Annotated in this window: 18 protein-coding genes; 7 read left to right on the top strand and 11 right to left on the bottom strand. The window is 73.1% G+C overall.

Going from position 1 to position 26,454, the window contains the following annotated elements:
- Positions 1-33 precede the first annotated feature (33 nt).
- From ACZ3ZE_RS13455 to ACZ3ZE_RS13435, 5 genes are all read right to left on the bottom strand, one after another.
- A complete protein-coding gene (locus ACZ3ZE_RS13455) occupies positions 34-1,356 on the bottom strand; it encodes a phenylacetate--CoA ligase family protein (protein WP_361173935.1) in 1,323 nt (440 codons plus the stop codon).
- Positions 1,353-2,114 (bottom strand): amidohydrolase family protein, encoded by a 762-nt coding sequence (locus tag ACZ3ZE_RS13450; RefSeq protein WP_361625098.1) that lies wholly within the window; start codon positions 2,112-2,114, stop codon positions 1,353-1,355. The genes ACZ3ZE_RS13455 and ACZ3ZE_RS13450 overlap by 4 nt, the downstream gene beginning before the upstream one ends.
- Before the next feature lie 12 nt (positions 2,115-2,126).
- Positions 2,127-3,230, bottom strand: a complete 1,104-nt coding sequence (locus ACZ3ZE_RS13445; RefSeq protein WP_361173941.1) for a 3-dehydroquinate synthase II — start codon at positions 3,228-3,230, stop codon at positions 2,127-2,129.
- Positions 3,231-3,332: 102 nt separating this feature from the next.
- Entirely contained in the window at positions 3,333-4,091 is a 759-nt protein-coding gene (locus tag ACZ3ZE_RS13440) for a 2-amino-3,7-dideoxy-D-threo-hept-6-ulosonate synthase (RefSeq protein ID WP_467259068.1), read from the bottom strand.
- Between the two features lie 92 nt (positions 4,092-4,183).
- The gene (locus tag ACZ3ZE_RS13435) at positions 4,184-5,452 is read right to left on the bottom strand and encodes an aspartate kinase (protein WP_361173947.1); all 1,269 of its coding nucleotides are present in this window, start codon (positions 5,450-5,452) and stop codon (positions 4,184-4,186) included.
- Positions 5,453-5,761: 309 nt separating this feature from the next.
- On the opposite strand from ACZ3ZE_RS13435, the gene ACZ3ZE_RS13430 reads away from it, so the two are divergent.
- The 5 genes from ACZ3ZE_RS13430 to ACZ3ZE_RS13410 all read left to right on the top strand — a co-directional run bounded on the left by ACZ3ZE_RS13430 (position 5,762) and on the right by ACZ3ZE_RS13410 (position 15,380).
- The gene (locus ACZ3ZE_RS13430) at positions 5,762-7,408 is read left to right on the top strand and encodes an FAD-dependent monooxygenase (protein ID WP_361173950.1); all 1,647 of its coding nucleotides are present in this window, start codon (positions 5,762-5,764) and stop codon (positions 7,406-7,408) included.
- Positions 7,405-9,558 (top strand): anthranilate synthase family protein, encoded by a 2,154-nt coding sequence (locus ACZ3ZE_RS13425; protein WP_467259065.1) that lies wholly within the window; start codon positions 7,405-7,407, stop codon positions 9,556-9,558. Before ACZ3ZE_RS13430 ends, ACZ3ZE_RS13425 begins: the two co-directional genes overlap by 4 nt.
- Before the next feature lie 170 nt (positions 9,559-9,728).
- On the top strand, positions 9,729-10,808 hold the full coding sequence (locus tag ACZ3ZE_RS13420; protein WP_467259062.1) for a hypothetical protein: 1,080 nt from the start codon (positions 9,729-9,731) through the stop codon (positions 10,806-10,808).
- Complete coding sequence (locus ACZ3ZE_RS13415; RefSeq protein ID WP_467259059.1) at positions 10,801-12,036, top strand: 3-deoxy-7-phosphoheptulonate synthase; 1,236 nt, start codon at positions 10,801-10,803, stop codon at positions 12,034-12,036. The genes ACZ3ZE_RS13420 and ACZ3ZE_RS13415 overlap by 8 nt, the downstream gene beginning before the upstream one ends.
- 530 nt (positions 12,037-12,566) lie before the next feature.
- Positions 12,567-15,380, top strand: coding sequence for a helix-turn-helix transcriptional regulator (locus ACZ3ZE_RS13410; protein ID WP_361625107.1), 2,814 nt, complete (start codon positions 12,567-12,569; stop codon positions 15,378-15,380).
- Between the two features lie 47 nt (positions 15,381-15,427).
- Here the strand turns inward: ACZ3ZE_RS13410 and ACZ3ZE_RS13405 are convergent, their stop codons facing one another.
- On the bottom strand, positions 15,428-16,411 hold the full coding sequence (locus tag ACZ3ZE_RS13405) for a helix-turn-helix transcriptional regulator (RefSeq protein WP_361173965.1): 984 nt from the start codon (positions 16,409-16,411) through the stop codon (positions 15,428-15,430).
- A 211-nt stretch (positions 16,412-16,622) separates the two neighbouring features.
- Here ACZ3ZE_RS13405 and ACZ3ZE_RS13400 point away from each other — a divergent pair, with 211 nt between their 5' ends.
- Entirely contained in the window at positions 16,623-18,035 is a 1,413-nt protein-coding gene (locus tag ACZ3ZE_RS13400) for an aminopeptidase P family protein (RefSeq protein ID WP_361173968.1), read from the top strand.
- Between the two features lie 140 nt (positions 18,036-18,175).
- Here the strand turns inward: ACZ3ZE_RS13400 and ACZ3ZE_RS13395 are convergent, their stop codons facing one another.
- The 5 genes from ACZ3ZE_RS13395 to ACZ3ZE_RS13375 all read right to left on the bottom strand — a co-directional run bounded on the left by ACZ3ZE_RS13395 (position 18,176) and on the right by ACZ3ZE_RS13375 (position 25,094).
- Positions 18,176-20,098: an anthranilate synthase family protein gene (locus ACZ3ZE_RS13395; RefSeq protein ID WP_467259056.1), complete on the bottom strand. Its 1,923-nt coding sequence runs from the start codon at positions 20,096-20,098 to the stop codon at positions 18,176-18,178.
- Positions 20,095-20,760: an isochorismatase family protein gene (locus ACZ3ZE_RS13390; protein WP_361173974.1), complete on the bottom strand. Its 666-nt coding sequence runs from the start codon at positions 20,758-20,760 to the stop codon at positions 20,095-20,097. Before ACZ3ZE_RS13390 ends, ACZ3ZE_RS13395 begins: the two co-directional genes overlap by 4 nt.
- A 222-nt stretch (positions 20,761-20,982) precedes the next feature.
- Positions 20,983-22,185: a 3-deoxy-7-phosphoheptulonate synthase gene (locus ACZ3ZE_RS13385; protein WP_361173977.1), complete on the bottom strand. Its 1,203-nt coding sequence runs from the start codon at positions 22,183-22,185 to the stop codon at positions 20,983-20,985.
- A 372-nt stretch (positions 22,186-22,557) separates the two neighbouring features.
- The gene (locus tag ACZ3ZE_RS13380) at positions 22,558-23,784 is read right to left on the bottom strand and encodes an IS701 family transposase (RefSeq protein WP_361173979.1); all 1,227 of its coding nucleotides are present in this window, start codon (positions 23,782-23,784) and stop codon (positions 22,558-22,560) included.
- A 110-nt stretch (positions 23,785-23,894) separates the two neighbouring features.
- Positions 23,895-25,094 (bottom strand): IS701 family transposase, encoded by a 1,200-nt coding sequence (locus ACZ3ZE_RS13375; RefSeq protein ID WP_363291476.1) that lies wholly within the window; start codon positions 25,092-25,094, stop codon positions 23,895-23,897.
- 275 nt (positions 25,095-25,369) lie between these two features.
- Here ACZ3ZE_RS13375 and ACZ3ZE_RS13370 point away from each other — a divergent pair, with 275 nt between their 5' ends.
- Entirely contained in the window at positions 25,370-26,293 is a 924-nt protein-coding gene (locus ACZ3ZE_RS13370) for a ScbA/BarX family gamma-butyrolactone biosynthesis protein (RefSeq protein WP_361173985.1), read from the top strand.
- The last annotated feature ends 161 nt before the right edge of the window (positions 26,294-26,454 follow it).

Raw genomic sequence — 26,454 nt, 5'->3', positions numbered from 1 at the left:
GGACCCGATGTCTGACGGACGTGCGGAAGTGGTTCAGTAGTAGAGGAGCGCCTTGCTCCAGTCCTCGTCCGGCCCGAAGAGGCTGCGCGGCTTCACCACGTCGTGGACGCCCGTGAGGGCCTCCAACGGCACCAGCGAGCCGGGCGGCACCCCGTCGATCCGCGCGGGGACGGGCCCGTACTCGGCCTCGATCGCCGCCGCCAGCGCGGTGCGGGCGGCCTCCCGGTGCTCGGGGGCCACCTCGACCTCCAGCTCCAGCAGATCGGCGCGGGCACGGGCCCGCCAGAACATGACACCGTGCTCGACCGGCAGACCGAAGACCAGCTCCTCCAGGCGCGCCTGGGTGACGGTCGCGGAGCCGACCCGGTGGCCGAACGAGGAACGCCCGAGCACCCGCACCGTCGGCAACTGCCAGCCGCACGCGCAGGGCTCGTCGGAGACCTCGACGTTGTCCTCCAGGTTGTACCGCAGCAGCGGCATGGCCTGGCGGTACAGCGGGGTGACCACCAGCTGCCCGGCGCCTTCGGCGGACAGCGTGCCGGTCCCGGGGTCGTACACCTCGAAGACCGCCCGGTCCGCCCACAGGTGCAGGTGCCCCTCCGGGCACTCGCCGGCCAGGCTGCCGGTCTCCGTGGAGCCGTACTCCTCGACCACGGGGACGCCCCAGATCTCGCTGATCCGGGCGCGCCGCGCCGGGCTGAGCGGCTCCCCGCCGACGAACACCGCCCGCAGGGCCGGGAAGTCGCGGTCCGGGACCAGCCCGGCGGCCCGCGCGGCCGCCGCCCACAGCAGGATCTCCGTGGGCATCGACCAGGTGAGGCTGACCTCCAGGTCGTGCAGCACCCGCAGCACGCGCGAGTACGGCATCGCCAGCGAACGGTTGTCGCCGGGGACCACCGTGGCGCCCTTGAGCCGCGCCGCCGCCTGCGCCAGATGACCGGTGATCATCAGCGCGTACGGGGTGCGGACCAGGAACGTGTCGTCCGGCCCGATGCCGACCCACTTGCGGGCGTACCGCTCGGCCAGATCGGTCCAGTCGCGCTCGGTGTAGTACGAGGCGGTCGGGCTGCCCGCCGTGCCGCTGGACTCGTGGTAGGTGGCCAGTTCGCCCTTCGGCACGGCCAGCATGCCGAACGGATAGGCGTCCCTCAGGTCCTGCTTGCCGGTCAGGGCCAGCCCCTCGAAGTCGGCGCGCGAGGCGGGCGCCGGCCCGCCACCGAAACGGCCTTGGTAGAAGGGCGAGTTCCGGGCCCAGACGAGCGTCTCGCGCAGCTGCTCGTCCTGCATCTTGCGGAGCTGCTCCTGATCGCGCCAGTCGCCCAGTTGGGGAAGGCGCTCCGAGAACTGCCGGCTCATGGTGACTCCAGTCCGAGAATCCGGTGGGCGTTCTGCCACAGCACCTGGTGCAGCAGCGGTTGCGGAAGCCCGAGGGCCTGGTACTTGGCCAGCTCCACCGAGGGATGCTGGAGCGGGTGCTCGGCGGAGAAGAGCACCCGCTCGGCCCCGAGCCGCTCGATCGCGACCCGGACGGTGAAGCCGAACGCCCCGGACGTCTCCACGACCACGTTCGGGACGGGCTCCACCAGGCTGATCCCGTAGGTGTCGATCAGCCCGATGCCGAGATGGCCGAGCACGAACACGGTCTCCGGGCGCTTCGCCGCCTGCGCGGCGAGGTCCGACACCCGGCAGCCCGCCCGGTCGACGCACACCACGTAGACGGGATGCCCGAACTCCGCGGCCAGATCGAGGAAGGCGGCGGTGCGCGGATCGTCCAGGGGGACGCCGTGCACCGCCGGGGAGAGCTCCAGGGCGGCGAACCGCGCGCCGTTCGCCCGGTAGTCGGCGGTCCCGCCGTGCGGGTTGCCGAACCAGAACGGCGTCAGCCGGCCGCCCGAGGCCCGCGCGGCGTCCCGTACACCGGCGTTGTCCGGGTCCGAGGTCACATGCCCGCCCTCGATCAACTGGCGGGCGAGGACGTCCAGATCGACCACACCGCCCGCCGCGACCCCGGCGCGCCCGATACCGCTGCCGTCCATCACGGACAGCAGACGGTCGAGGGCGCCGGGGGCACCGGGCAGCCTGGCGTGGAAGTCGAATACGGGCTGCCGCTCCATCAGGACGTGTCCCTACTTCTCGATGCAGAACTCGTCGATCGCGTAGCCGACGTGCCGGTCGGCGGTCGGCAGGTAGCCGAGCACCTTGTCGCCGGGCTTCAGCTCGGTGCTGTTGAGCACCGTGCCGCCGGGGCCGAGGACCCGGACGTGCCAGTCGTCCTGGAGGATCAGGTTGGCGCTCCGCCCGTCGGGCGCGACCGCGTCGATCGAGATCAGCGGACGCGACTCGATCTTCACCCGGCCGACCGTGACCACCCGGGTCTGGCCCTTGACGTCGACCGCCAGGACCTTGCTGCCGGCCTTCAGCTCGCTCAGGTAGTTGGTGCGGTCGTTCTCGCCGGAGATCGTGTACGACATGATCGCGCCGGCGTTGACACGGAACGGGCGGGTCGGCATGTAGGGCAGCGGGTGCGTCTCGCTGACGCACAGGATCATGCCCTTGGAGTGCGAACCGACCAGGATGCCCTCGTCCTCGCGGAAGTGCGAGCAGGTGTCGACACAGGCACGCTCGCCCATGCCGATGTGCTCGGTGCGCACCACCTCCAGCTCGGTCAGCTGGAGTTCGGCCGGCTGGACCTCGGCGGCGGCCTTCAGCGCGGTGGCGTCGCCGACCGTCTTCGGGGCCATCATCACGCCGTCGGAGCCGTGCTCCAGGACACCGAAGATGATGGTGGCCTCCTCCACGTCCTGGGCCACGGTGATGATGCTGCCCTCGGCCTTGGCCGCGGCGGCCAGCACGATCTCCAGCGGGATCTTGGTGGGGTCGCGGAAGAGCAGCAGCGCCCACTTCTCCTCGCGGGAGGCCACGCAGGCGTCCTCCAGCGTGTCGGCGTCGACGATCTCCACGAAACGCCCGAACTCGATCGTCGGGTGCGCCTTGGCCAGCTCGGCCGCGTCGCCCTGACGGTCGGACAGGATCACCACGTCGGCGGGCCCGAACTCCGCCGGGAGTTCCTTCCCCTGCGGGAGGAAGACCTTCTTCACGGTCGGCGGCAGGCCTTTGAGGTCCGACAGGCTGGAGCTGACGACACCGTCGATCCGCTGGTGCACGGCCTCTTCGATGACGGCCTTCTTGGCGTTCTTCAGCGAGCGGACGTCGATCCAGGTGAGCTTCACGGGTACGGCTCCTTATATGTCACACGTAAACGGGTTCCGGTTGAGCAGCGGCGGCCGGCGGACGGCGGTCCGCCCCGGCCGGACGGCCGGACAGCTGGACGGCTAGACGGCGCCGGAGACGAAGGCCTCCCGGCGGGCGGAGTGCGCGCCCGGGCCCTCGCTCGTGCTGTGCACGATCTGCGAGATCTTGCGGGCCATCGCCCCGGGGTCGGGCGCCTGGAAGACGTTGCGGCCCATGGCGACCCCGGCGGCACCGCCGCGGATCGCGTCGCCCACGAAGTCCAGGACCTGGTCCTCGGCGTCCACCCGGACCCCGCCGGCGACGATCACGGGGATGGGGCAGGCCTCGACGATGTCGGCCATCTCGTCGGGAGAGCCGGTGTAGAGGGTCTTGACGATGTCGGCGCCGAGGTCGGCGGCGAGCGTCGCGGTGTGCACGACCAGCTCGGGGTCGCGCGGGTTGCTGATCTTGGGGCCGCGCGGGTACATCATCGCGAGCAGCGGCACGTTCCAGCGGTCGCACACGTCGGCCACCGCGCCGAGGTCGGCGATCTGCTGCCGCTCGTCCCGGGAGCCGAGGTTGACGTGGACGCTGACCGCGTCGGCGCCCTGCCGCAGGGCCTCCTCGACCCCGGTGACCAGGTACTTGGCGTCCGGGTCCGGAGCGTGGGCCGTGCTGGCGCTCAGGTGCATGATCAGCGACATCCCGGTGAACCGGTCGGTCCGCACATGGCGCAGGCTGCCCTTGTGCAGGACCACCGCGTCCACCCCGTTGCCGACCAACTGCCCGACCAGGGCGTCGAGTCCGCCCCGCGCGGTCAGCGGGCCGTCCGCGATCGAGTGGTCCAGCGGCACGACCATGAGTCTCTGGTCGCGGTGACGGAACAGACGCCGCAAGCGCAGACTGCGCGCGGAATAGTTGACTGACACGACTGACCTCCCCAACTGGTGGCTCAGAGCGCCACGGTCTGCTCGGTACCGGCTCCGGACAGGTCGAACTCCTTGTGCAGCAGGCACAGCGCCTGCACGCGACGGTCCGCGGGCACGGTGACCGAGGCACGCAGCTGGGAGGAGGACACCCAGCTCGTCGCGATGCCGGCGGCGGCGAGCGCCGCGGTCATCCGGGCCACGTACTCGGGCCGGTTGAGCAGCCCCATGCCGATCAGCGAGACCTTGGCCACGTCCGAGTCCACCCGGACCTCGCCGCCGTGCACGGCGACCGCCTTGTCCAGCGCGGGCCCGACCTCGGGCACGTGGCTCCTGCGGATGGTGAACCCCATCCGGAACTCTTCCTCGTGGGGACCCGAACGGGCCACCAGATCCATCGGCACGGCGTGCCGGGCGAGGATCGACAGCACCTCGGCCGCCAGATCACTGCGTCCCCGGGCGTGCACCAGGACCCTTGCCACATCGGGGTCCGACGTGACGGCGACGACCGCGCCCCCCGTTTCCAGCGAGGTCATCTCGCTCCCCTCTTCCTCTCCTTGTCCGACAACGGTTCCCTCCTGAGTTCCGAGCGAGGTACGGACATGCAGCTCGACCCCGTGCAGCGCGGCGAGCTCCACCGCCCGTGGGTGGAGGACCTTCGCCCCCGCGAACGCCATCTCCGCCATCATCGAGGCGTGGACGAACGGGAGTTTGCGGGCGTCGGGGACATGGGTGGGGTCCGCGCTGTAGACCCCGTCGACGTCGGTGTAGATCTCGCAGCGCTGTGCCTTCAGGGCGGCCGCCACGGCGACGGCGCTGGTGTCCGAGCCGCCCCGGCCGAGCGTCACGGTGTCCCCGTGCGCGTTGTGGCCCTGGAAGCCCGTGACCACGGTGACGCTGCCCTGGTCCAGGTGCTCGTTGATCCGGGTGGTGTCGATCCGGTCGACGATGGCGGAGCCCGGCTTCCCGACCACCGCGATGCCCGCCTGGGCCCCGGTCAGCGAGACCGCGGGCACCCCCAGCCGCAGCAGTGTCAGGGCCAGCAGCGCGGCCGAGGCGCACTCCCCGGTCGCGAGGAGCTGATCGGTCTCGCGCAGGTGCTCCGTACCGATGTCGCCGCCGCCGGCGGCGGCCGCCTGTGCGAGGAGCTCGTCGGTGGCGCCGCCCCGGGCGGACACGACGACGACGGTCGACGCTCCACGGCGGTGTGTCTCGGCGATTCTCGCGGCCACCGCGTCGAGGCGCTCCGTGCTGGCCAAGGAGCTGCCACCGTATTTCTGAACCAGCACGCCCATGTCAGGAGCCCCCGTCGGCTGTTTCTGTCGAATGTCGGCTGTCGGCTGTCTGTCGAAATGTCAGATGCCTTCCGGTCGCTGTGACCCCGAAGGCGGCCTCACCCATCTGTTCGAGCGGCGAGGGTCAGCCTGGTCCAGCACAAGGTTTCGGTCATCGCCGTTTCACGGGATATCCGGGGAATGGCGTGACGGCGCGAGATCACGGGGATCACGCGAAGTCGTGATCCCCGGGCACCGGACGCCCCGTGAGGATGGTGGCAACGTCGCGTGTCCAAGGGGGCCGTGCAGGAGCCGAAGGAGCCGTCCGACGTGGGTGTGCAAGAGCTGCGGAGCCGCACGGGGGACGAGGCGCGCGTGCTGGTGGCCGGCGCGGGACCGGCGGGCGCGATCCTCTCGCTGGAACTGGCCAGGCACGGCGTACGGAGCAGGGTGGTCGACCGGGCCGCCGCTCCGCCGCTGTTCCCCAAGATGGACTACATCAACGCCCGCAGCATGGAGTTGCTGCGCAGGCTCGGCCTCGCCGACCGCATCAGGGAAGGCGCGGTGCCCGCCGGGTTCGACGCGGACTTCGTCTTCCTGACGGGCCTGGACGAGCCGCCGGTCGCGGTCTGGCGCCAGCCCTCCCCGCGGGCCCAGGCCGAGCGCTACGCCGCCGCCGCGGACGGCACCGGAGCGGCCGAGCCCTATCTGCGGATCACGGGCTCGCTCCTGGAGGACGTGCTCCGCCAGGCGCTGCGGGAGCACCCGCTCGTGGACTTCGAGGAGAGCGTCGAGGTCACCGCCCTGACGCAGGACGCGGACGGGGTCACCGTCACCCTCGCCGACCGCGGCGAGGCGCCGGCCGGCCGGAGTCGTGAGCTCCGGGTGGAGTACCTGGTCGGCTGCGACGGCGGGGGCAGCGCGGTGCGCCGCGCGCTCGGCGTCGACCAGCCCGTCAGCGGCCCCTCCAGCAGCCGCTGTTCGGTCTACTTCCGCAGCTCCGACCCGCTGCTGCGGCGCCACGGGCGCGCGTTCATCACCACCAGCGCCCGGGGCATCACCCTGGTCTCCCGGGACGAGGGCGAACTGTGGACCGCCTCGTTCCAGATACCCGACGGCACCCGCTTCGAGGGCGACCCGGTCGCCGCGATGTGCGAGAAGCTGGGCGAGGACTTCACCGTGGACGAGGTGCTCACGGTCAGCCACTGGACCGGCACCCTCGCCGTCACCGACCGCTACCGCGAGGGCCGGGTCTTCCTGGCCGGCGACTCGGCCCACCAGTTCTACCCCTTCGGCGGGCACGGGGCGAACACCGGCATCGCGGACGCCGTGGACATCGGCTGGAAGCTGGCCGCCCGCCTCGCAGGCTGGGGCGGCGAGGCCCTCCTCGACAGCTACGAGGACGAGCGGCGCCCGGTCGCCCTGTTCAACAAGGAGATGTCCAGCAACCTCCTGGAGGTCTGGCGGCGCTTCGGACAGCTCGCCCGCGACGGCGCCTCCCGCGAGCAGCTGGCCGGCTTCCTGGAGCGCGAGTCGTACCAGGTCGACAACTCCGGCATCCACTTCGGGCACCGCTACCACCGCTCCCGGGTCATCGCCGCCGAGCCGGGGCCCGCCCCGCGCTGGGAGTGGACGGGCATCACCCCCCAGGTGTGGCCCGGCGGCCGGGTGCCCGCGCTCCGACTGGCCGACGGGACCGAGCTCTTCGACCGCTTCGGCCCCGGCCTCACCCTCGTCGACCTCTCCGGCACGGGCGCCGGCGCCCCGCTCGCCAAGCGCGCCGCCGAACAGGGCGTGCCCCTGGAGCACCTGACCCTCGACGGCGCCGACGGTGCCGCGGTCCGTACGGTGTGGGGCGCCGACCTGGTCCTCGTACGGCCCGATCAGCACGCCGCCTGGCGCGGCGACCGCCTCCCGGAGGACGGCTCGGCCCTGCTCGACCTCGTGCTCGGCCGCGCGAAGGCGGTCGGGGCATGAGCGAGCTCCTCGACCTGCTGCTCGCCCGGGCCGCCCGGCCGGCCGGAGACGCCGGGCATGCCGGGGACGGCCCGGCGGACTTCGCCGGAACGCCCGTACCGGAGGCGTTCGCCCTCCTCTACCGGCCGGAGCGCACCGGCGACCGGGTGGAGATCCTGCTCGGCGACCCCGGGACCGCCGGCCTGCTCTCCGAACTCCCGCTCACCGGAACGGAGTCGGGCGACCCGGAGGGCGCCGCCGACGCCACGGACGGGCCCCGCCACCAGGTGCTGGCCCTCATCCCGTACCGCCAGATCACCGAACGCGGCTTCGTGTGCCAGGACGACCACGCACCGATCCGCACCCTGACGGTACGCAGGCAGGGGACCGTCGGCGTCGACGAACTGGTGCGACGCCTGCCGCGCACCCCCGTCGAGCTGCGCGACGCCGGATTCGACCTGGACGACCAGGAGTACGAGGCGATCGTCCGCGACGTGATCAAGCAGGAGATCGGCTCGGGCGAGGGCGCCAACTTCGTCATCCACCGCACCTTCACGGCGGACCTCCCCGGCTTCGGGCCGGAGCAGGCCCTGTCCGTCTACCGCCGCCTGCTCGCCCAGAGCCAGGGCGCGTACTGGGTGTTCCTGGTGTACACCGGGGACCACATGATGCTCGGGGCCACCCCGGAACGGCACATCAGCGTGGACGCCGGCACCGCCGTCATGAACCCCATCAGCGGCACCTACCGCTATCCGCCGGCCGGACCCGAACTCGGCGACCTGGCCGCGTTCCTCCGCGACCGGAAGGAAGCCGACGAGCTCCTGATGGTCGTGGACGAGGAGCTGAAGATGATCGCCGGGTTCTGCCCGGACGGCGGCATCGCCCACGGCCCGTACCTCAAGGAGATGGCCCGGCTCGCGCACACCGAGTACCTCATCGAGGGGCGCACCCGGGCCGGTGTCGACGCCATCCTGCGCGGCAGCCTGTTCGCGCCGACCGTCACCGGCAGCCCGCTGGAGAACGCCTGCCGGGTCATCGCCCGGCACGAGCGCGGCGGGCGCGGCTATTACAGCGGCGTGGCCGCGCTGATCGGCCGGGACGCCTCGGGCGAGGTGGCGCTGGACTCGGCGATCGTGATCCGCACCGCCGAGGTCGACGCCGAACGCCGGCTGCGGCTCGGCGTCGGTGCCACCCTGGTCCGTCTCTCCGACCCGGCCGCCGAGGCCGCCGAGACCCGCGCGAAGGCGGCGGGGCTCCTCGCGGCCTTCGGGGTGGACGAGGAGGAAGAGGAGAGAGAGGAGAGAGGGGAGAGAGAGGCGGGAGTGGTGGCGGAGGCCGGCCGCGCGGCGCGCCCGGTGGGTGCCGAGTCGGTGGGTGCCGAGCTGGTGGGTACCGAGCTGATGGGTGCCGAGCCGGTGGGTGCCGAGCCGGTGGTTCCGGCCGCCCGGACCGCCCCCGTACGCCTCGGGGAGCACCCCGAGGTCCGCGCGCTGCTGGGCGAGCGCAACCGTTCGCTCGCCCGGTTCTGGCTGGAGCCGGGGCGGGGCGGGGCGCACCGGCCGCCGGAGCTCGCGGAGCGGCGCGGCCTGGTGATCGAGGCCGAGGACACCTTCACCGCCATGCTGGCCCGCCAGATGGAGGCGCTCGGCTGCCGCGTCGAGGTGCGCTCCTGGCGGGACCACCCCGACCCCACCGCGTACGACTTCGCCGTGGTCGGACCCGGCCCCGGCGACCCCCGGGACCTGGCCGATCCGAAGATCGCGACGCTGCGCCGGGCGGTCCGCCGCCTGCTCGCCAAGGACGTCCCCTTCCTCGGGGTCTGCCTCGGGCACCAGGTGGTGTCGGGGGTCCTCGGCCTCGACCTGGTGCGCCGGGACCGGCCCAACCAGGGCGTGCAGCTGCCGGTGCGGCTGCCGTGGGGGGAGGAGCTGGTCGGCTTCTACAACACCTTCGCCGCGGTCTCCGCGGCGGACAGCTTCGAACTCCCCGGCCTGTCCCGGCCGGTCGAGGTGAGCCGCGACCCCGTCACCGGCCAGGTCCACGCGATGCGCGGCCCCGGCTTCGCGACGGTGCAGTTCCACCCCGAGTCCGTGCTCACCGAGCACGGGCCCGGGATCCTCAGCGAGTTGCTGTGCGGAGTCCTGGCCCCTGTGGCCCCCGTGGCCGTCTGAGCCGACGCCCGCGGAACATCCCCGCAACCCCCGGATCCCCGGATCCCCGGATCCCCGGATCCCCGGATCCCTCCGATACCCGGATCACCCGCCGAACTCTGGAAGACCACCTGAACCCTGGCACACCCCCGGAACCCCTTGCCCACGGACGAGGACGACGAGGAACCCCCATGCCCCAGACCGCATTCGACCGCACCGAACGGCCGCCCGGCCGTCGGCCCTCCCAGCCGGAACTCCTCCGCCACTCCGCCATGCGCTGGCTGGCCCGCCACCTCCTGGACCGACGGGAGGGCGGCGTGCACCGGGCCGCCCCCGCGGCCGGAGGCAGCCCGATCACCGGCCACAAGCACCTGACCGACCAGTCCGCGGCCGTGCTCGCCCTGGCCGACAACGCGCCGGAGGAGCTGCCGATCGCGCTCCAGGGCCTGGAAGCCCTGCTCGACCGGGACGGCCGCCCCGGCTTCTCCGAGGTGGCGGACCGGTCCTGGCGGGTCCGGCCCGAGGGCCGCGCCCGCACCCTGCGCCACCAGTTCCACGCGGCCACCGCGCTGCTCGTCGGCAGCCGGTACACCGGCGACCCGGTCGCCCGGGTCCGGGCCGTCGACCTGCTCAACCGCTGCCTGAGCACCTGCCGGGACGGCGCCTTCCCCGGCGCGCTCAGCGAGGACTGGAAGCGGACCGACGACGACACGCCCTCCCCGCTCACCGCGGCCGCCGCCCTGCGCGCGCTGGCCATCGCCGACGCGCTCGGCGAGTCCGACGTGGACACCGAGCAACTCCCGCGCATGGCGACGACTTTGGGCCAAGCGGCGCGCGAACTTCCCACCCCCGGGGGCGAACCGAGGATCGCGCTCGCCCTGGCCCATGCCGCGCGGCTGCTCGACTCGGCGGAACACGTCGACGCCGCGCACCGGACCATGGCCATGACGGTCCGTCACTTCACGTCCCAGGGCGGCGGGGTGGGGATCAGCGGCGGTGACGCCGCGCATCTCCTGCTCGCCGGGGCGGTGCTCCGCTCCCGTGGCCACGACGACTGCGGGGCGACGGCCGTCTCCCGGGCGGCGATCGACCGGCTGGCCGACCGTCGGCACGGCGGCTTCCACACCGTACCGGGGCAGGCCGACGACGCGTCGGCCGTCAAGTACGCGCAGGTCCAGTCCGCGCTGGCCGGGGCCCTGTGCGCGGCCTCCGCCCTTCCGACCTCCCACCAGGGCTGGCCCGCCGAGGACGCCCGTGACGCCGATGAGTGAGTCAGCCATGGCCACCGCCCCGTCCACCGCGGCCCACGCCGACCTCCAGCGCTGGACCGCCCAGCCCGCGGCGCAGAACCCGCAGTGGCGCGACCACCCGGCGTACCCGGCCGCCATGGAGGCCCTGACCTCGGCGCCCGCCCTGGTCCGGCCCGAGGACCTGGTGCGGCTGCGGGCCGCCCTCGCGAAGGCCGCGCTCGGTGAATGGCTGGTCGTGCAGGCGGGCGACTGCGCCGAGAGCTTCTATGAGTGCAACCCCGAGGCGATCGGCGCCCGGCTCGACATGCTGGACCGGTTCGCCGAGGCGATCGGCGGCCGCACCGGCCGCCCGGTGCTGAGGATCGGCCGGATCGGGGGGCAGTACGCCAAGCCCCGGTCGAAGCCGGTGGAGCGGTACCAGGACCGGATGCTGCCCTCGTTCCGCGGGCACCTGGTCAACTCCGAGGTGCCCAGCCGGGCGGCCAGGCAGCCCGATCCGCGCCGCATGCTCTGGGCCTACCAGGCGGCGTCCCGGGTCCTGGGCCAGGTGGACGAGCACCGGTCCGCGCGGGCGGCGGCCGAGGAGGCCGCGGGTCACCGGGGTCCCTCGCTCGGGCCGTGGTCCAGCCACGAGGCGCTGGTCGTCGACTACGAGGCGGGCCTGCTGCGCGAGGACCCGCGCCTCGGGACGTACCTGGCCTCCACCCATCTGCCGTGGATCGGGGAGCGCACCCGGGATCCCGATTCCGTCCATGTGCGGATGCTCGCGACCCTCGCCAATCCGGTCGGCTGCAAGGTCGGCCCGACGGCGGACCCCGCCGCGCTGCGGCGCCTGTGCGGGCTCCTGGACCCGGAGCGCACGCCGGGCCGGCTCGTCCTGATCGCGCGCATGGGCCGGGACCGGGCGGCGGAGGCGCTGCCCGGGCTCGTCGCCGCGGTACGGGAGGCCGGGCACCCGGCGGTCTGGCTCTGCGACCCGATGCACGGCAACACGGTCACCGCCGCCAATGGCCTGAAGACCCGGCATCTCGACACGCTCGTCGAGGAGGTGCGGATCTTCCTGCGGACGCTGGAGGCACAGGGCGTGCCCGCGGGCGGTGTCCATCTGGAGGCGGCGGGGGAGCCGGTCACCGAGTGTGTCGGCGGCACGGTCACGAGCGAGGGGGAGTTGACGCGGCGCTATACGACGCTGTGTGATCCCCGGCTCAGCCCGGAGCAGGGGCTGAGGTTGATCGACAGCTGTTTCTGAGGCGGTGTCCGCGCCGGCGCGGCGCCTGTGTCGTCACGGCCCGGAGCGTGTCCTAAGTTGATTCGTAGTGTGTTCAACACATGTACGAACCGCCTTAGTAGAGCGTCCGAATCGCTCCGCTGGCCGCTTTCGTCCGTCGGGGACCTGATGGATTCCGGTCCCCGACGGCGCGATTGTTTCCTGCCGGAGTCAGGGCCTCCGGGCCCGATTCGCCGGTCCGTCAGGCCTCCGGCGTGCGACGCGAGTTCTTCCGGGGCCAGGCGCCGGTGTTCCGGCGCCCGACGGCTTCACGGGATCGGCGTGAAATCACCGCGATCCGATCGCGCCACAGGTGCGAGGATCGGTCATGCCCAAGTCATCCCGTGGTATCGAGTTGATCAAGGGGTGAACCGCCCGGTCGCCGTTCAGAGGTTCGATCAGTAGCCTGACGCCGTGTGCGACGATGGCGGCGCGGAGTGAGTGACGCAGCTCACGAAGCGTCCTGGGTGCATCCATGAGAAGTGGTGCGTGAGTTGGGGGAGGACACGCATATGCCCGTGGGACGCATGGTCGGCAGAGACGCCGAACTGGCCCGCATCCGCACAGCGCTCGACAACACCATGGCCGGCGTCGGCGAGTGTCTGATTATTGAAGGTTCACCCGGAATCGGCAAGAGCCGACTCCTCGCCGCGGCCAGCGAGTACGCCACCGAACTGGGCATGGCGACGGCCACCGGACGCGCCACCAAACTGGACCACGTCGCCCCTCTGAGCACCCTGCTCGGCGCCCTGAGGAACAGCTGCCCCCTCGTCGTCGACAACTTCGACCAGCTGGGCGACCCGGCCTCCAACCGCTTCTGGCTCATCGACCAGCTGGGCGACCGGCTGGAGCGCTACGTGGCCGAACGGCCGCTGCTCATCACCCTCGACAACGTCCAGTGGGCCGACGAGCTCACCGCGCTCGCCCTGCGCCTGCTGGTCCCCTCGCTCACCTCCTCGCCCGTCCTGTGGCTGCTCGCCTGCCGCACCGCGCCGTCCCGTTCGCCGGGCCGCAGTGCCGTGGAACTGCTCCTCCAGGAAGGCGTCGAACGTCTCGACCTGCACCCCCTCGACGACGCCGCCGTGAACGCCCTGTGCCGGGAGATCCTCGGCACGGAACCCGACCGGGACCTCCTCGCCCTCGCCCGCCGCAGCGGCGGCAACCCCTTCCTCCTGGAGGAGCTGCTGAGCGGGCAGCGCGCCGGCGGCGGACCGCTGCCGGCCGTCGACGGCCTGCCCGGCTTCGGCGACCGGCCCATCGGCGCCGACCTCTCCGCCGGCTTCGTCGACGCGGTCCAGCGGCACTTGCAGAGCCTCTCGCAGGACGCCCACCGATTACTGGAAGCGGGCGCGGTACTCGGACGCCCCTTCACCGTGCACGAGGCGGCGGGCCTGTGGGGCCGCAGAGCCGTCGAACTGGTGGCCGCAGCCGAGGAGGCGATGCAGCAGGACGCCCTCATGGAGACCGGCACCGAGCTGGCCTTCCGCCACGACCTCATCCGCGAGTCCGTGCTGAGCGCCATCCCCGGGCCCGTCCGCAAGGTGCTGCACCGCGAGGCGGTCACCGTGCTGCGCGCGGAGAACCGCCCGGCCAGCGAGATCGCCGAGCACCTCATCCGCGGCAGCTCGCACTGGAACAGCCAGACCGTGGACGCCCTGCGCACCACCATCACCCAGCTCGCCCGGACCTCTCCCAGCACCGCCGCCGACCTGGCCCTGCGCACCCTGAAGGCGATCGGCGACGACCACCCGGTCCGGCCGCGGCTCGCCGCGGAGGCGGTCGGCCTGCTCTCCACCGTCGGCCGGCTCTCCGAGGCGCAGGAACTCGGCGAGTCCGCGCTCAAGATCGGCATGCACCCCGAGACCGAGGCCATGCTGCTGTACGGACTGGCCTCGGCGCTCAAGCACGGCGGCCAGGACGTGGCGGCCGTCCGCTACACCGAGCGGGCGCTCGCCCTGCCCAGCGTCGCCGACCCGGTCCGCGCGCGGGTGCTCGCCATCCAGGCCCACGCCCTGCTCAACGCGGGCGGACTGCGCGACGCGGCCGTCTCGGCGGACCAGGCGGTCCTGCTCGCCCGCAGCGCGGCGGAGTACCCGTCGATGGCCCTGGGCATCGCCGCCCAGAGCATCGCCGCCCAGTCCTCCGGCGACATCTCCGGCGCCATCACCCTGGCCGGCGAGGCGGTGCAGATCGCCGACGAGTACGGCGGCGAGGCGGCGCAGCTCCACCCGCGCCTCTGGCTGGGCTCCGCGATGGCGGCGGCCGACCGCTTCACGGAGGCCGCCGCGGTCTACGAGTACGGCCAGCGCGAGGCGCACCGCTTCGGCACCGCCTGGTCGCAGCCGCTGTGGCACTACCACCGGGCAGAACTGTGGCTGGCCCGCGGCCTGGTCGACGACGCCGTCGCCGAGGCCGAGGCCGGACTGCGCATGGCCGAACAGCTCACCACCATGGCCATGGGCGTGCCCCTGCTCGCCACCCTCTCCCGGCTCGCGCTCTGCTCCGGCGACCTGGAGACGGCCCGCACCCGCCTGGAGTGCGCCCGCCGCCTCGACGCGGACGGCATCGGCTCCCGCGTCGAGGACCTCGCCTGGTGCACGGCCCTGCTCCTGGAGGCCGAAGGCCGCCCCGAACAGGCACTGGAGGCGCTGAAGCCCCTGCTGGACGGGCTGCCCGGCCGGGTGCTCCTGTTCACCCAGGAGCCGGGCGCCGCCCCGCGCGTGGTGCGGCTGGCGCTGCGCACCGGCGCCCGGGACATCGCCAGCGTCGTCGCGGACGCCATCAGCGGACTGTCCCGCCGCAACCCGGGCTTCGTGTCGCTGGCCGCCGCCGACACCCACACCCGCGGCCTGCTCGAAGGGGACCCGGCGATGCTGCGGGCCGCCGTCGAGGCGTACCAGGACAGCCCGCGCACCCCGCTGCGCGCCGAGGCCCTGGAGGACCTGGGCGCGGCGATGCAGCACACCGGGCACCGGCACGAGGCGACGGACCTGATCCGCGAGGCGTACGACCTGTTCACGACGGCGGGCCTGCGGATGGACGCCGACCGGGTCTCCGAACGGCTCGGCCGGCCCCTGGTGGCCCGTACGGCGGCGGGCCCGCCGCAGCTGGCCTCGCTCGCCTGGAGCCAGCTGACCCGGTCCGAGATCAAGGTCGCCCGGCTGGTCGCCGAGGGCCTCACCAACCGGGAGGTGGCGGCCCGCCTCTTCCTCTCGCCGCACACCGTGGACAGCCACCTGCGCCACATCTTCTCCAAGCTGGGCCTGTCCAGCCGCGTGGCGCTGACCCGCTGGGTCCTCAAGCAGGACGCCGCCGCGGAGGGCTAGTCCGGAACGTCCCGCCCGGCCGGAGCCTCCGGCCGGGCGGCGCCGGGTCACAGCCAGCCGGAGCGCTGCGCCTGGAGTGCCATCTGGAAGCGGTTCGCCGCGCCCAGCCGGGCCATCAGGATCTGCAGCCGCCGGAAGAAGGTGCGGCGGCTGATCCCCAGCTCGCGGGCGATCACCTCGTCGCTCGCCCCGCCCGCCAGGAGCCGCAGCAGCCGCCGGTCGCCCGGCGCGAGGCCGCCCGGGCGGGCCGTGCCGCCGTGCAGCGGCAGCGCGTTCTGCCAGGACTGCTCGAACAGCGCCACCAGCGCGGAGAGCAGCCCGCACGGCTGCACGACCAGCATCGTGTTGACGACGTCCGCCTCCTTGATGGACAGCGACACCAGCGCGTACGCCTCGTCGATGATCAGCAGCTTCACCGGCACCGACGGCAGCACCCGGGCCTGCTCCCCGGCCTCGACGCACGGCTCTATGACGTCCTTCAGATGCCCCGGATGCTCCAGCGACTCCCGCGCGTACACGACCCGCTGCCGCACCCCCCGCGCCAGCGTGGCCAGCGAGTCCTCCGTGGCACCCGTCAGCGGGACGTACGGCGGCGACTCGAACTGCCGGATCTGCTCGCGGGCGCTCGCCCAGGCGTGCCGCATCCGGCGCCCGATCGCCTCGCCGGTGACGACCTCCACGAGATCGTCGTTGTACGCGGCCAGCCGGTGCCGCCGGAACGAGTCGAACGCGCCGCCGACGGCGATCCGCGACTCCTCCAGCTCCGCCGCCCGGTGCCGCGCCAGGATCTCCAGGCCCGCGGCCGGCGGCACCGGGGCCACCACGTCCCCGGCCGCCTCGGCGGCACTCGCCAGACCCGCCTCCACCAGCGCGTCGTAGGCGGCGGCCAGCGCCTCGCCGTCCAGCCCGGCCGCGCTCCCGATCTCGCCCAGCGGGGCGGGCGCCCGCTCCAGGAGGGTCAGATAGACCCGCACCGCCGTCTCGTCGATGCCGAGCAGCCGGAGCGCCTCGCCGAGTCTCGCGTTCGTCATGCCCCTCATTATCGGCCCTCCGGCACCCGAAGTGGCCGATCGGTGCCACTGGCACTGTGTGGCCCCCACGGGCGTCGCCGGGCGCTACCGTCCAGGACGACGCCGAGCGACGGCGGCAGCGGGCGCGTCCCGGCGAACGGGGGCGGGGCGCGCCCTGCCCCGCACTCGCCGGCACACCCGCGCGACACCCACAGCGAAGAAGGGGCACATCGTGGCCAAGGGGCGGAAGAACGGTCTGTACGACGGGGTCTCCGAGGAACTGTCCGCGCTGATGCGCACGGGCTGGGCCGACACCGAGCGGCACGACCTCGAACTCGCCGAGCAGTCCCCGTACGCGGCCCGCCGCCGTGCGGCGCTCTCCGCGCTCTTCCCGGGCGAGCGCCTGGTGATCCCGTCGGGCAACCTCAAGGTGCGCTCCAACGACGACACCTTCCCCTTCCGCCCGTACACCGGCTACGTCCACATGACCGGCGACCAGGCCCGCGACTGCGCCCTCGTCCTCGAACCGCGCGCGGACGGCGGCCACGACGCCGCCCTCTACACCCTGCCGCGCGACAGCAGGGACACCGACGAGTTCTGGATCGGCTACACCGCCGAGCTGTGGATGGGCCGCCGCCGCTCCCTCGCCGAGTCCGAGAAGGTCCTCGGCCTGCCCTGTCGCGACGTCCGCCAGGCCACCGCCGACCTCGCCGCCGACACCGAGGTCCCCACCCGTATCGTCCGCGGCATCGACCCGGCCCTCGAGGCCGCCGTCACCACCGACGAGGACCGCGACGACGAGCTCGAAGAGGCCCTCAGCGACCTGCGGCTCGTCAAGGACGCGTGGGAGCTCGGCGAGATGCGCAAGGCCGTGGACTCCACGGTGCGCGGCTTCGACGACGCCATCCGCGAGCTCTCCAAGGCGATCGCCACCTCCGAGCGCTGGATCGAGGGCACCTTCTACCGGCGCGCCCGCCTGGAGGGCAACCACGTCGGCTACGGCACGATCGCCGCCGCCGGCGACCACGCCACGATCATGCACTGGACGTCCAACGACGGCCCGGTGCGCCCCGGCGAGCTGCTCCTGCTCGACGCCGGCGTGGAGACGCACAGCCTCTACACCGCCGACGTCACCCGCACCCTCCCCATCAGCGGCACCTTCACCGACGTGCAGCGCAGGGTGTACGACGCGGTGTACGAAGCCCAGCAGGCCGGCTTCGACGCCGTCAAGCCGGGCGCCGCGTACCGCGACTTCCACGTCGCCTCGCAGCGGTACCTCGCGGAGAAGCTGGTCGAGTGGGGCTTCATCGAGGGCCCCGCCGAGCGCGCGTACGAGCTCGGTCTGCAGCGCCGCTTCACCATGGCCGGCACCGGCCACATGCTCGGCCTGGACGTCCACGACTGCGCCCACGCGCGCAACGAGGAGTACGTCGACGGCGTCCTGGAGCCCGGCATGGTCCTCACCGTCGAGCCCGGCCTGTACTTCCAGCCGGACGACCTCACCGTGCCGGAGGAGTGGCGCGGCATCGGCGTCCGCATCGAGGACGACCTGGTCGTGACCGCCGACGGGTACGAGAACCTCTCCGCCGGCCTCCCGCGCACCGCCGACGAGGTCGAGGCCTGGATGTCCCGCACAGCGGGCTGACCCTCCGCGCTGCCACAGCCCCCGTGGCCCCGGTGTCCGCCCGGACGCCGGGGCCACGGGCGTCCCGCCGACCGGGCCGGACGGCGGGGCATCACCGGCGTGGTGCCCGACCGGCGGCGCGGGGCACCGGGATGCCTCCGTCACCGGCGGGCGCCCAGGACCTCCCGCAGCAGGCCGCCGGAGAGGCGTACGCCGTCCTCGGTGAGCAGGGACTCGGCGTGGAACTGCATCGAGGCGAAGTGCGGGCCGCGCAGGGCGTGCACCTCGGAGGTGAGCGGGTCGCGGCTCACCTCCACGGCGCCCACGCCCTCGCAGTCGACCTTGTCCTCGGGGCTGCGTGCGGCGAACGTGTTGTAGAAGCCGACGCGTTCGCGGGCGCCGAAGAAGTCGATCTCCTGCTGGACGCCCTGATTGGGCACGTCCCTGCGGGCCAGGGGGAGGCCGAGGCGCAGGCTGAGGACCTGGTGGCTGAGGCAGACCGCGAGGAACGGGCGGCGCTCGGCGAGCAGGGTGTCGACCGCCGTACGCAGGTGGGCGATCTTGGGGTGGGAGCTGTCCCGCGGATCGCCGGGACCCGGCCCCATGACGACCAGGTCGTGCCCGTCGAACGCGTACGGCTCGTCGAAACGACGGACCGTCACCTCCAGTCCCAGCGAACGGAGTTGGTGGTCGATCATCGAGGTGAAGGTGTCCTCGGCGTCCACCACGAGGACCCGCCGGCCCGCGAGTTCGGGCACGAGCCGGGCCCGCTCCGCGTGGCCGGTGAACCAGAAGCCGGAGAGGGTCGTGTTCCGGCCCTCCAGCGTGGCCCGGACCTCGGGGTGGTGGTCGAAGCCGGGTGCGCCCGCCGCGGGCCGCCGGCCGGCGGCCGGTCCGGGTTCCTGGAGCGCCGCCAGCAGCCCGGCCGCCTTGGCCCGGGTCTCGGCCACCTCCGACACGGGGTCGGAGTGGCGTACGAGCGTCGCGCCCACGCCGATCCGCACCCGGCCGCCGCGGTCGATGTCGGCGGTGCGGATGAGGATGGACGAGTCCAGGGCGTGCTCGCCCCGGGCGTCGCGGCCGATGAGGGCGACCACGCCGCTGTAGTAGCCGCGGCCCTCGGGCTCGTACCGCTCGATGACCCGGCAGGCGCTCTCCAGCGGGCTGCCGGTGACCGTCGGGGCGAACATCGACTCCCGCAGGATCGCGCGCGGGTCCCGGGTGGTGTGCCCCTCGATGAAGTACTCGGTGTGCGCGAGCCGGGCCATCTCCTTGAGGTACGGGCCGACCACCCGGCCGCCGTCCTCGCAGATCCGGGCCATCATCTTCAGCTCTTCGTCGACGACCATGTACAGCTCGTCGGCTTCCTTCCGGTCGGAGAGGAAGTCCATCACCCCGGGCAGGTTCGGGCCGGCGGGCGGATAGCGGTACGTCCCGCTGATCGGGTTCATCACGGCGTTGCCGCCCCGGACGCTGATGTGCCGCTCGGGCGTCGCGCCGACGAACGTCCGCTCGCCGGTGTGCACGACGAACGTCCAGTACGCGCCCGATTCGCCGCTCAGCAGGCGTTTGAAGAACGACAGCGCGCTGCGCGGCGTGTAGCCGGTGATGTCGGTGACGAAGGAGCGCTTGATGACGAAGTTGGCGCCCTCACCGGTGCCGATCTCGTCCGCGATGACCCGGCGGACCGTCTCCGCGTACGTCTCGTCCTCGACGTCGAAGTCACCTCCGGCGAGGTCGAGCGGCAGGTCGGGGAGCCTGCGCAGGACCTCGCCGAGGGGGACGGCGGCCTGGTCGGTGACGCTCATCGCGATCAGCGGCTCGCCGTCGTCCGGCGCCGCGAAGCCGCGTTCGGCGATCTGCCGGTACGGGACGAGGGCCAGCAGGTCGTGCCGGGGGCCGTCGCCCGGGGCCGGAGCCCGGTCCGGGAGGGGCAGGTCCGCCAGCGTCGCCGGGGTGGAGATCCGGCCGAGCAGCACGTCCACGGTCTCCGGTCCGGCGCTCTCCGGGCGGTGCAGCAGGGCGTAGGCGGGCGGGTCGGCGGCCAGCACCGCGGCGAGGAGGTCGGTCGGCGTCCCGGTCATGCGGTGGCTCCGGCGGTGCGGGCGGTCGGCGTTCCCAGCTGGGCGAGGACGGTGTCGGTGGTCGTGACGACGGCGCAGCGCTCGGCGGCGTACTCCAGCGCCTGCCGGTGGTAGGCGGCCGAGAAGTCGGCGACCGCGTCGGCGACGAAGAACGGCTGGATGTCATGGGTGAACGCGTCGACGGCGGTCATCAGCACCCCGACGTGCGCGTACACACCGCACACCACCAGCTGGTCGCGGCCCCGCTCGCGCATCCACTCCAGCAGACCGGAGCGGAAGAACGCGCTGTAGCGCCACTTGGTGAACACCTGGTCGTCCGGCCCCGGCGCCAGCGGCTCCACGACCTCGCGGTCCGCGGGGTCGACCCGCATCCCGGGCCCCCAGAAGTCCTTCAGCAGCCCGCGCTCCTCGGCGTTCATCCCGCCGGGCTGCGCCGTGTACGCCACCGGCATCCCGGTCGCGACGGCCCGCTCGCGCAGCAGGGCGGCGTTGCGCACCAGCGGCTCGCGCAGCGGCTCGGGGAACGGGCGCAGGAAGTAGCGCTGCATGTCGTGGACGAGCAGCACCGCGCGGTCCGGATCGGCGGACCACCGGGCGGTGTTGCCGGGCAGTTCGTCCGCGGACGGCAGCGCGTACGGCTCGATGGGGGGTATGCCCGCCATGGCTGATCTCTCCTTGGGGGGAGGTGGTGTGGTGTGGATGGCACGGGTGGCACAAGGGGCACGGACGGCGTGGGCGGCCGGGTGCCGGAAGGCGGCGGAGGGGCGCGGCGAGGCACGGAGGGGTGTGGGACCCCGAGGGGTTCCCCGGCCGGGCCGCGCCCCTCCCGTGGGCCCCGGTACGGCGTGGTCGGCGCCGGGCCGGGGGCGGTGGGGCCGTCGCGGCTACGCGGCCGCCGGCCGGGCCGCGTGGGCGGCCTTCCACCAGGACGAGACCACGGACAGGGCCTGGCCGGGGTTGAGCCGGGGGTCGCAGCAGCTCGTGTAGCGGGTGCCGACGAGGTCGACCTCGGAGGGGTTCAGGACGCACTCGGTGACGTCGTCGGGGGTCGTCTCCAGGTGGAGTCCGCCCGCGACACCGCCCCCGGCGGCGACCGCGTCGCGGAACTCGTCGGCCTCGCGCGCGATCGTCTCCAGGTAACGGGACTTGAGGCCCACGGGGGTGTTGACCGTGTTGCCGTGCATGGGGTCGCTCAGCCAGATCACCGGGTGCCCGGCGGCGCGTACGGCCGCCACCAGCGAGGGCAGCTTCCCGGCGACGGTCCCGGCGCCCATGCGGGCGATGAGGGTGAGCCGGCCGGCCTCCCGCTCGGGGTCGAGCCGCTCGCACAGGGCCAGCAGCTCCTCGGCCGTCATGTCGGGGCCGACCTTGCAGGCCACCGGGTTGACGACGTCCGCGAGCAGGGCGACATGGGCGCCGTCGAGCTGCCGGGTGCGGTCGCCGATCCACGGGAAGTGCGTGGAGGTGAGGAGCAGCCGCCCGTCGGGCTGCCGACGCAGCATCGGGACCTCGTAGTCGAGGAGCAGCGCCTCGTGGCTGGTCCACACGGGAGCGCCGATGCGGGGGCGGCCGGGGGCGTCGAGCCAGCCGAGGCCGGCCATGACGGCACGGGCCGCCTGGTAGCCGGAGAGCAGCCGCTCCGGGTCGGGGCGGCGCGACTCGGGGTCGGGCTCGGGACTGTTGACCATGTGCCCCCGGAAGACCGGGAGTTCGAGGTCGCCGACCCGCTCGGTGGGCCGGGAGCGCGGCTTGCCGTACTGGCCGGCCATGCGGCCGATCCGGACGACCGGTCTGGCCGTGGCCATCTGCAGCTGCCCGGCGAGGACGTTCAGCAGACCGGCCTTGCGGGCGACGTGACCGGGGGTGGACTCGGCCGTGTCCTCGGCGCAGTCGCCCGCCTGGACCACATGGGCCTCACCCGCCGCGACCCGGGCCAGCATGGACCGCAGGGTGCGTACGTCCTCGGCGCCGACCAGGGCGGGCAGGGCGGCGAGTTCCTTGCGCACCCGCAGGACGTGTGACTCGTCCTCCCACGGGGGCTGCTGCAAAGCGTTCTCATAGCGAATGTCGAGCAGGGCGTCGTCCATCGGATTCTCCAATCGCGCGGCGGCATACGGCGATGCGGGACGCGAGGAAGGGAAAGAGAAGGGAGGAGGGGAAAAGGGCAGGGCGGGAATTCCTGCTCGCGTTAGATCGTCCGACGGATTCCGGCGCCTCGGGGGAAACGGGGTCGGTATCCGTCAGGTGACGCGCGATCCGTCAAGTGGCCGTGGATATGTCAAGTGCGCGTGCCCACGTGGTAGTTGAATGGCGCGCGCATACGAAGAGACCGGCGGGCCGACGGTGGGGAAACCGTCGGCCCGCCGGTCGCGGGGAGAGAGAAAGGGGGGAGAGATATAGGGGATAGGGGTATAGGGAAAGAGGTCCGGAGGAGGTGGAATACCGGGGGAGGGTACGGATCAGGCGCTGTGCGCGCGGGCGTCGCTCCTGGCCAGGGCCACGACCGCGTGTGCGGCCGAGGCGAGGGTGATGTGGCGGTGCCAGCCGCCGAAGGAGCGCCCCGAGAAGTCCCGGATGCCCACCCGGTCGGCGATCTCCCGGAAGTCCCTGTCGACGCGGTCGGCCAGTCTGGTGAGCCGTACGAGGGAGGCCGGCGGCGCGGTGGTGAGGTTGGTCAGCCACAGCTTGGCCGGCCAGCGGCCGCCCTCCTCGCCCACGCCGAGGAGGAGCACCTCGCCCTGCCCGGCGGAGGGTCCGGGCAGGGTCGGTCCGGTGACCCGTACGGTCGCGGCCCAGTGCGTGCGCGGCGCGCCGCCCCGGTCGTGGTGCGGGGTCGTGACCGGGCGCCGCAGGTCCTTGGCCATGATCATGATCTGTTCGGCGGTCAGTGGCGTGCGTCCCGCGCCGGGCAGGGCGGGGTCCGCGACGGTCAGCGGCTGGTCCTCGCAGACGCTGACCAGCAGCGGCATGCCGGTGGCGTGCAGCTTCTCGAAGATGGGGACGGCGTGCACCTCGCAGGAGTCGAGCACGAACGGGCGCACGGGCAACTGCCAGCGGGTCACGGCCTCCAGGCAGGCCTCGACCACCGACTCGCTCAGGGTCTCCACCGGCACGTCGTCGGGGATCGCCACCTGGCTGCGGCGCCGGTCGTCCTTGAGCCAGGCCTGGGGGAGGTGCAGACGCCAGTTCACCGGGGTGCTGGTGGTGTCCGAGGCCGCCCATACGCCGACCGCGCGCTGGGCGTTGAGCATCTGGCCCAGGGTCGGGAAGAAGTGCTTGTCCACGCCGACCGAGTGGCGTCCGGTCTTGGGGATGATGACCGGCTGCACGACCCAGGCCTGCGGCGGGCGGGCGTCGACCCAGTGGTCGGCGAGTGCCCGGCGGATGGGGATCCAGTCCCAGGTGGACGCCGAGATGAAGTGGTGGAGGTTCTGCTCGGAGGCCTGCTCGCCGAGGAGCGCGGCGATGTTGCGCACGGACTTGCGGCCCGGAGTCTCCAGCAGGCCCCGCAGGTACTGGACGGCCTTCCTGCACTGGTCGTTCCGGGACAGCGAGGTGAAGAGCGTCGAGGAGAACTCGGAGAGGACGGCGTCGTGGGTGCCGGCCTGGAAGGGGCTGGGTGTGGGGGTGGGGGTGGCGTGAGTCCCTCGCACCGGGGCGATGGGACGCGGGTCGAGGCTGAGCATGATTCTCCTCACTACTGATCCAGCCCGTGCCCTCGAGCATCGACTCTGATCGATCAGGGGCACGGGGTGAGCCCGGCCTGACAGTAAGGGGCGACCGGGCGGTTGATCCATCACGAGCAGGAGGAGAGTGTCAAGTTACCGAACGGTAGTCCCGTTGATGTGGGTGACATCACCGCCGCCGTCCCGCGCCGCGCCCTGTCGCGTGCCGTCGCGACGGCCAGATGGGCCACTGACGCCAGCGTGATGTGCCGGTGCCAGCCGGGGAACGAGCGCCCGGCGAAGTCCCGTAAGCCGACGTCGTCCGCTATCTCGGCGAAATCCCGCTCCACGACGCCCGGCATCCGGGTGAGCCGTAGGGCGGGGGCGAGCAGCGAGGCCGAGAGGTTGGTGAGCCACAGCCGGCGCCCGGCGCGCTCGTCCGGGTGCCACTCGCCCATGAGGGTCAGCGGGTCCCGGCCCGACCGCGCCACCACCACCGGCACCGCCGCGGCCGTCGTCCGCCCGTCACCGGGGTTCACCTGCTGCCGCAGATGGGGCAGGGACTCGGCCAACTCGCCCGCCGTGCGCTGGAGATCGCCGAACCGGGGCAGCGACGAGCGGTCGAGCCGCATCGGTGCCGCCGGATCGACCCGGACCAGGAACGGCAGCCCCATGGCCGCCAGGGAGCGCGCGACCGCGGTGCCGTCCGCCTCCGCCACGTCCACCACCACGGGCAGCCGCACGGTGCACCTGATGCCCGACAGGGCGGCGACGGCCTGGCGTACGCACTCCTCGATCGTGCAGGCGACGGCGCCCTCCGGGACGCTCGCCCGCTCGCGCAGCGGATCGGCCGTCCAGCGCGAGGACAGGCACAGCTGCCAGTCGACCGGCACCGCCGACCGCTCGGAGGCCAGCCAGGTCCCCACCGCCCGCTGCCCGTTGACCGTCCCCAGTGGGGTGCGCTGCGGGTCGGCGCCGACGGAGTGCGGCCCGGCCTTGGGGATCAGGGTGGAGCGGATCACCCAGGCCTCGGGCGCCAGGGTCCGCTGCGCCTGCCGGGCCAGCGCGTGCCGGATCGGCATCCACTCCCAGGGGGAGGTGGTGATGAAGTGGTGCACGCTCTGCTGCGCCGAGGCGCCGTCGAACTGCGCCGCCAGGCTCCGCAGGGTCTTGCGCCCCGCCACCGACAGCAGTCCGCGGACGTACTGTTCGGCCTTCACTCGCTGCCCGTTGCGGTGCAGCGACCCGAACAGGCGGCGGCAGGACTCCGGATCGAGCCCCGCCGCCGGCCGTCCGGCCGCTCCGCTCCCGTCTTCCCGCAGGTTCCCCATCGCGCGTAGTGACCCCCTGCCCAGAGAAAGAGGACTTCCGTCCGGTTTCTTTATACGACGCGCGTGCGAGACGACCGCACATTTGCGCCATACGTGACATGGGGTCCGTGATCGACGGGACCGGCCCGGCGTCAGGCCTGGTGGGCGACGGGCGGCAACCGGCCCCGCTTTACTGTTGCTTGGGCTTACATTTACCTATGACCAAAATCGAACGTACATCCCGTACTTCAGCGGTGCACCGGGTATGCCTGGAGGGCACCGACCCAGGGGGAACCTTGAACGACGTCACCCTCGCCCCGCTCCCGCCCGCGCCGTCGCCGGCTCCGCTGGCCGCGTACGCGCATCTGCGGCGGGCGGAACACCTCCTCGTGACCGGCTGGGAGCGCCGCTCCGACCGAGAAGTCGTACTGGGCGTCAGATGGCCCGCCGTGCAAGGGGACTTACCGTACGACCCACGCGTCCTCGCCCAGACCGTCAGACAGACCGGGCTGGTCGTCGCGCACGCCGTGCACGAGGTCCCGCTGAGGCACCAGACCATGCTCAGCACCCTCGACTTCGCGATAGCCCCCGGCCTGCGCGTGCCCCGCGGCCAGACCTCGAACCTGGACGTCCATGTCACCGTGCGCGGCGGCGGCGGTGGCCGGCGCGGCATGAGCGCCCTGCACATGACCTTCCGCGTCCTCTCCGGCGGGGACCAGGTGGCGGGCGCCGAGAGCGAGTTCACCTGGATCTCGGAGCGGGTGTACGCGCGGATCCGCGGCGCCCGGCGGGACCTGGCGTGGGGCTCCTGGGAGGTCCCGCCGCCCGTGGACGCCGGGCTGGTCGGCCGGGCGACGCCGGGAGAGGTGATGCTGGCCGCCGGCGACCGCCCCCACCGCTGGCTGTTGCGCAACGACCCGGGGGACCGGCTGCTCTTCGACCACCCCGTCGACCACGTGCCCGGCCTCGCGCTCCTGGAAGCCGCCGACCAGGCGGCCCGCGCCCTGCGGGCCCCCGCCCCCTTCGCGCCCACCGCGATCGAGGCCTCCTACCAGCGGTACGTCGAGTTCGACCGGCCTTGTTGGATCACGGCCGATCGGCTGCCGGAGCCGGGGGCGGTGCGGGTCGTGGGGACGCAGGAGGGGGAGACCGCGTTCCGCGTCGACTTCCGTACCGGGGCGGATTCCGGACCGGGGGCTGATTCCGCACCGGGGGGCTGATCCCGTACGGGAGGGGCTCGTGCTCGCGTGGCGGCTGACCCCGTACGGGAGGGGCCGGCGCTCGGTTAGAGCGCCCGCGCCCCGCACGCACGACACGGCCCTGCGGTCCGTCCCCGTCGTGAGGGGCCGGTCCGCAGGGCCGGGAGTGTCCGTGCGTCGCG

It is taken from the genome of Streptomyces sp. NPDC023157 (assembly GCF_055560575.1).
The sequence above is the reverse complement of the archived record's forward strand: the minus strand, read 5'-3'. Positions and strand labels throughout refer to the sequence as shown.

Excerpts from the sequence above, each read along its gene's own strand:
- ACZ3ZE_RS13455 (WP_361173935.1), bottom strand. The coding sequence starts at position 1,356 with ATGAGCCGGCAGTTCTCGGAGCGCCTTCCCCAACTGGGCGACTGGCGC.
- ACZ3ZE_RS13450 (WP_361625098.1), bottom strand. The coding sequence starts at position 2,114 with ATGGAGCGGCAGCCCGTATTCGACTTCCACGCCAGGCTGCCCGGTGCC.
- ACZ3ZE_RS13440 (WP_467259068.1), bottom strand. The coding sequence starts at position 4,091 with ATGGTCGTGCCGCTGGACCACTCGATCGCGGACGGCCCGCTGACCGCG.
- ACZ3ZE_RS13435 (WP_361173947.1), bottom strand. The coding sequence starts at position 5,452 with ATGGGCGTGCTGGTTCAGAAATACGGTGGCAGCTCCTTGGCCAGCACG.
- ACZ3ZE_RS13425 (WP_467259065.1), top strand. The coding sequence starts at position 7,405 with ATGAGCGAGCTCCTCGACCTGCTGCTCGCCCGGGCCGCCCGGCCGGCC.
- ACZ3ZE_RS13420 (WP_467259062.1), top strand. The coding sequence starts at position 9,729 with ATGCCCCAGACCGCATTCGACCGCACCGAACGGCCGCCCGGCCGTCGG.
- ACZ3ZE_RS13415 (WP_467259059.1), top strand. The coding sequence starts at position 10,801 with ATGAGTGAGTCAGCCATGGCCACCGCCCCGTCCACCGCGGCCCACGCC.
- ACZ3ZE_RS13410 (WP_361625107.1), top strand. The coding sequence starts at position 12,567 with ATGCCCGTGGGACGCATGGTCGGCAGAGACGCCGAACTGGCCCGCATC.
- ACZ3ZE_RS13405 (WP_361173965.1), bottom strand. The coding sequence starts at position 16,411 with ATGACGAACGCGAGACTCGGCGAGGCGCTCCGGCTGCTCGGCATCGAC.
- ACZ3ZE_RS13395 (WP_467259056.1), bottom strand. The coding sequence starts at position 20,098 with ATGACCGGGACGCCGACCGACCTCCTCGCCGCGGTGCTGGCCGCCGAC.
- ACZ3ZE_RS13390 (WP_361173974.1), bottom strand. The coding sequence starts at position 20,760 with ATGGCGGGCATACCCCCCATCGAGCCGTACGCGCTGCCGTCCGCGGAC.
- ACZ3ZE_RS13385 (WP_361173977.1), bottom strand. The coding sequence starts at position 22,185 with ATGGACGACGCCCTGCTCGACATTCGCTATGAGAACGCTTTGCAGCAG.
- ACZ3ZE_RS13380 (WP_361173979.1), bottom strand. The coding sequence starts at position 23,784 with ATGCTCAGCCTCGACCCGCGTCCCATCGCCCCGGTGCGAGGGACTCAC.
- ACZ3ZE_RS13375 (WP_363291476.1), bottom strand. The coding sequence starts at position 25,094 with ATGGGGAACCTGCGGGAAGACGGGAGCGGAGCGGCCGGACGGCCGGCG.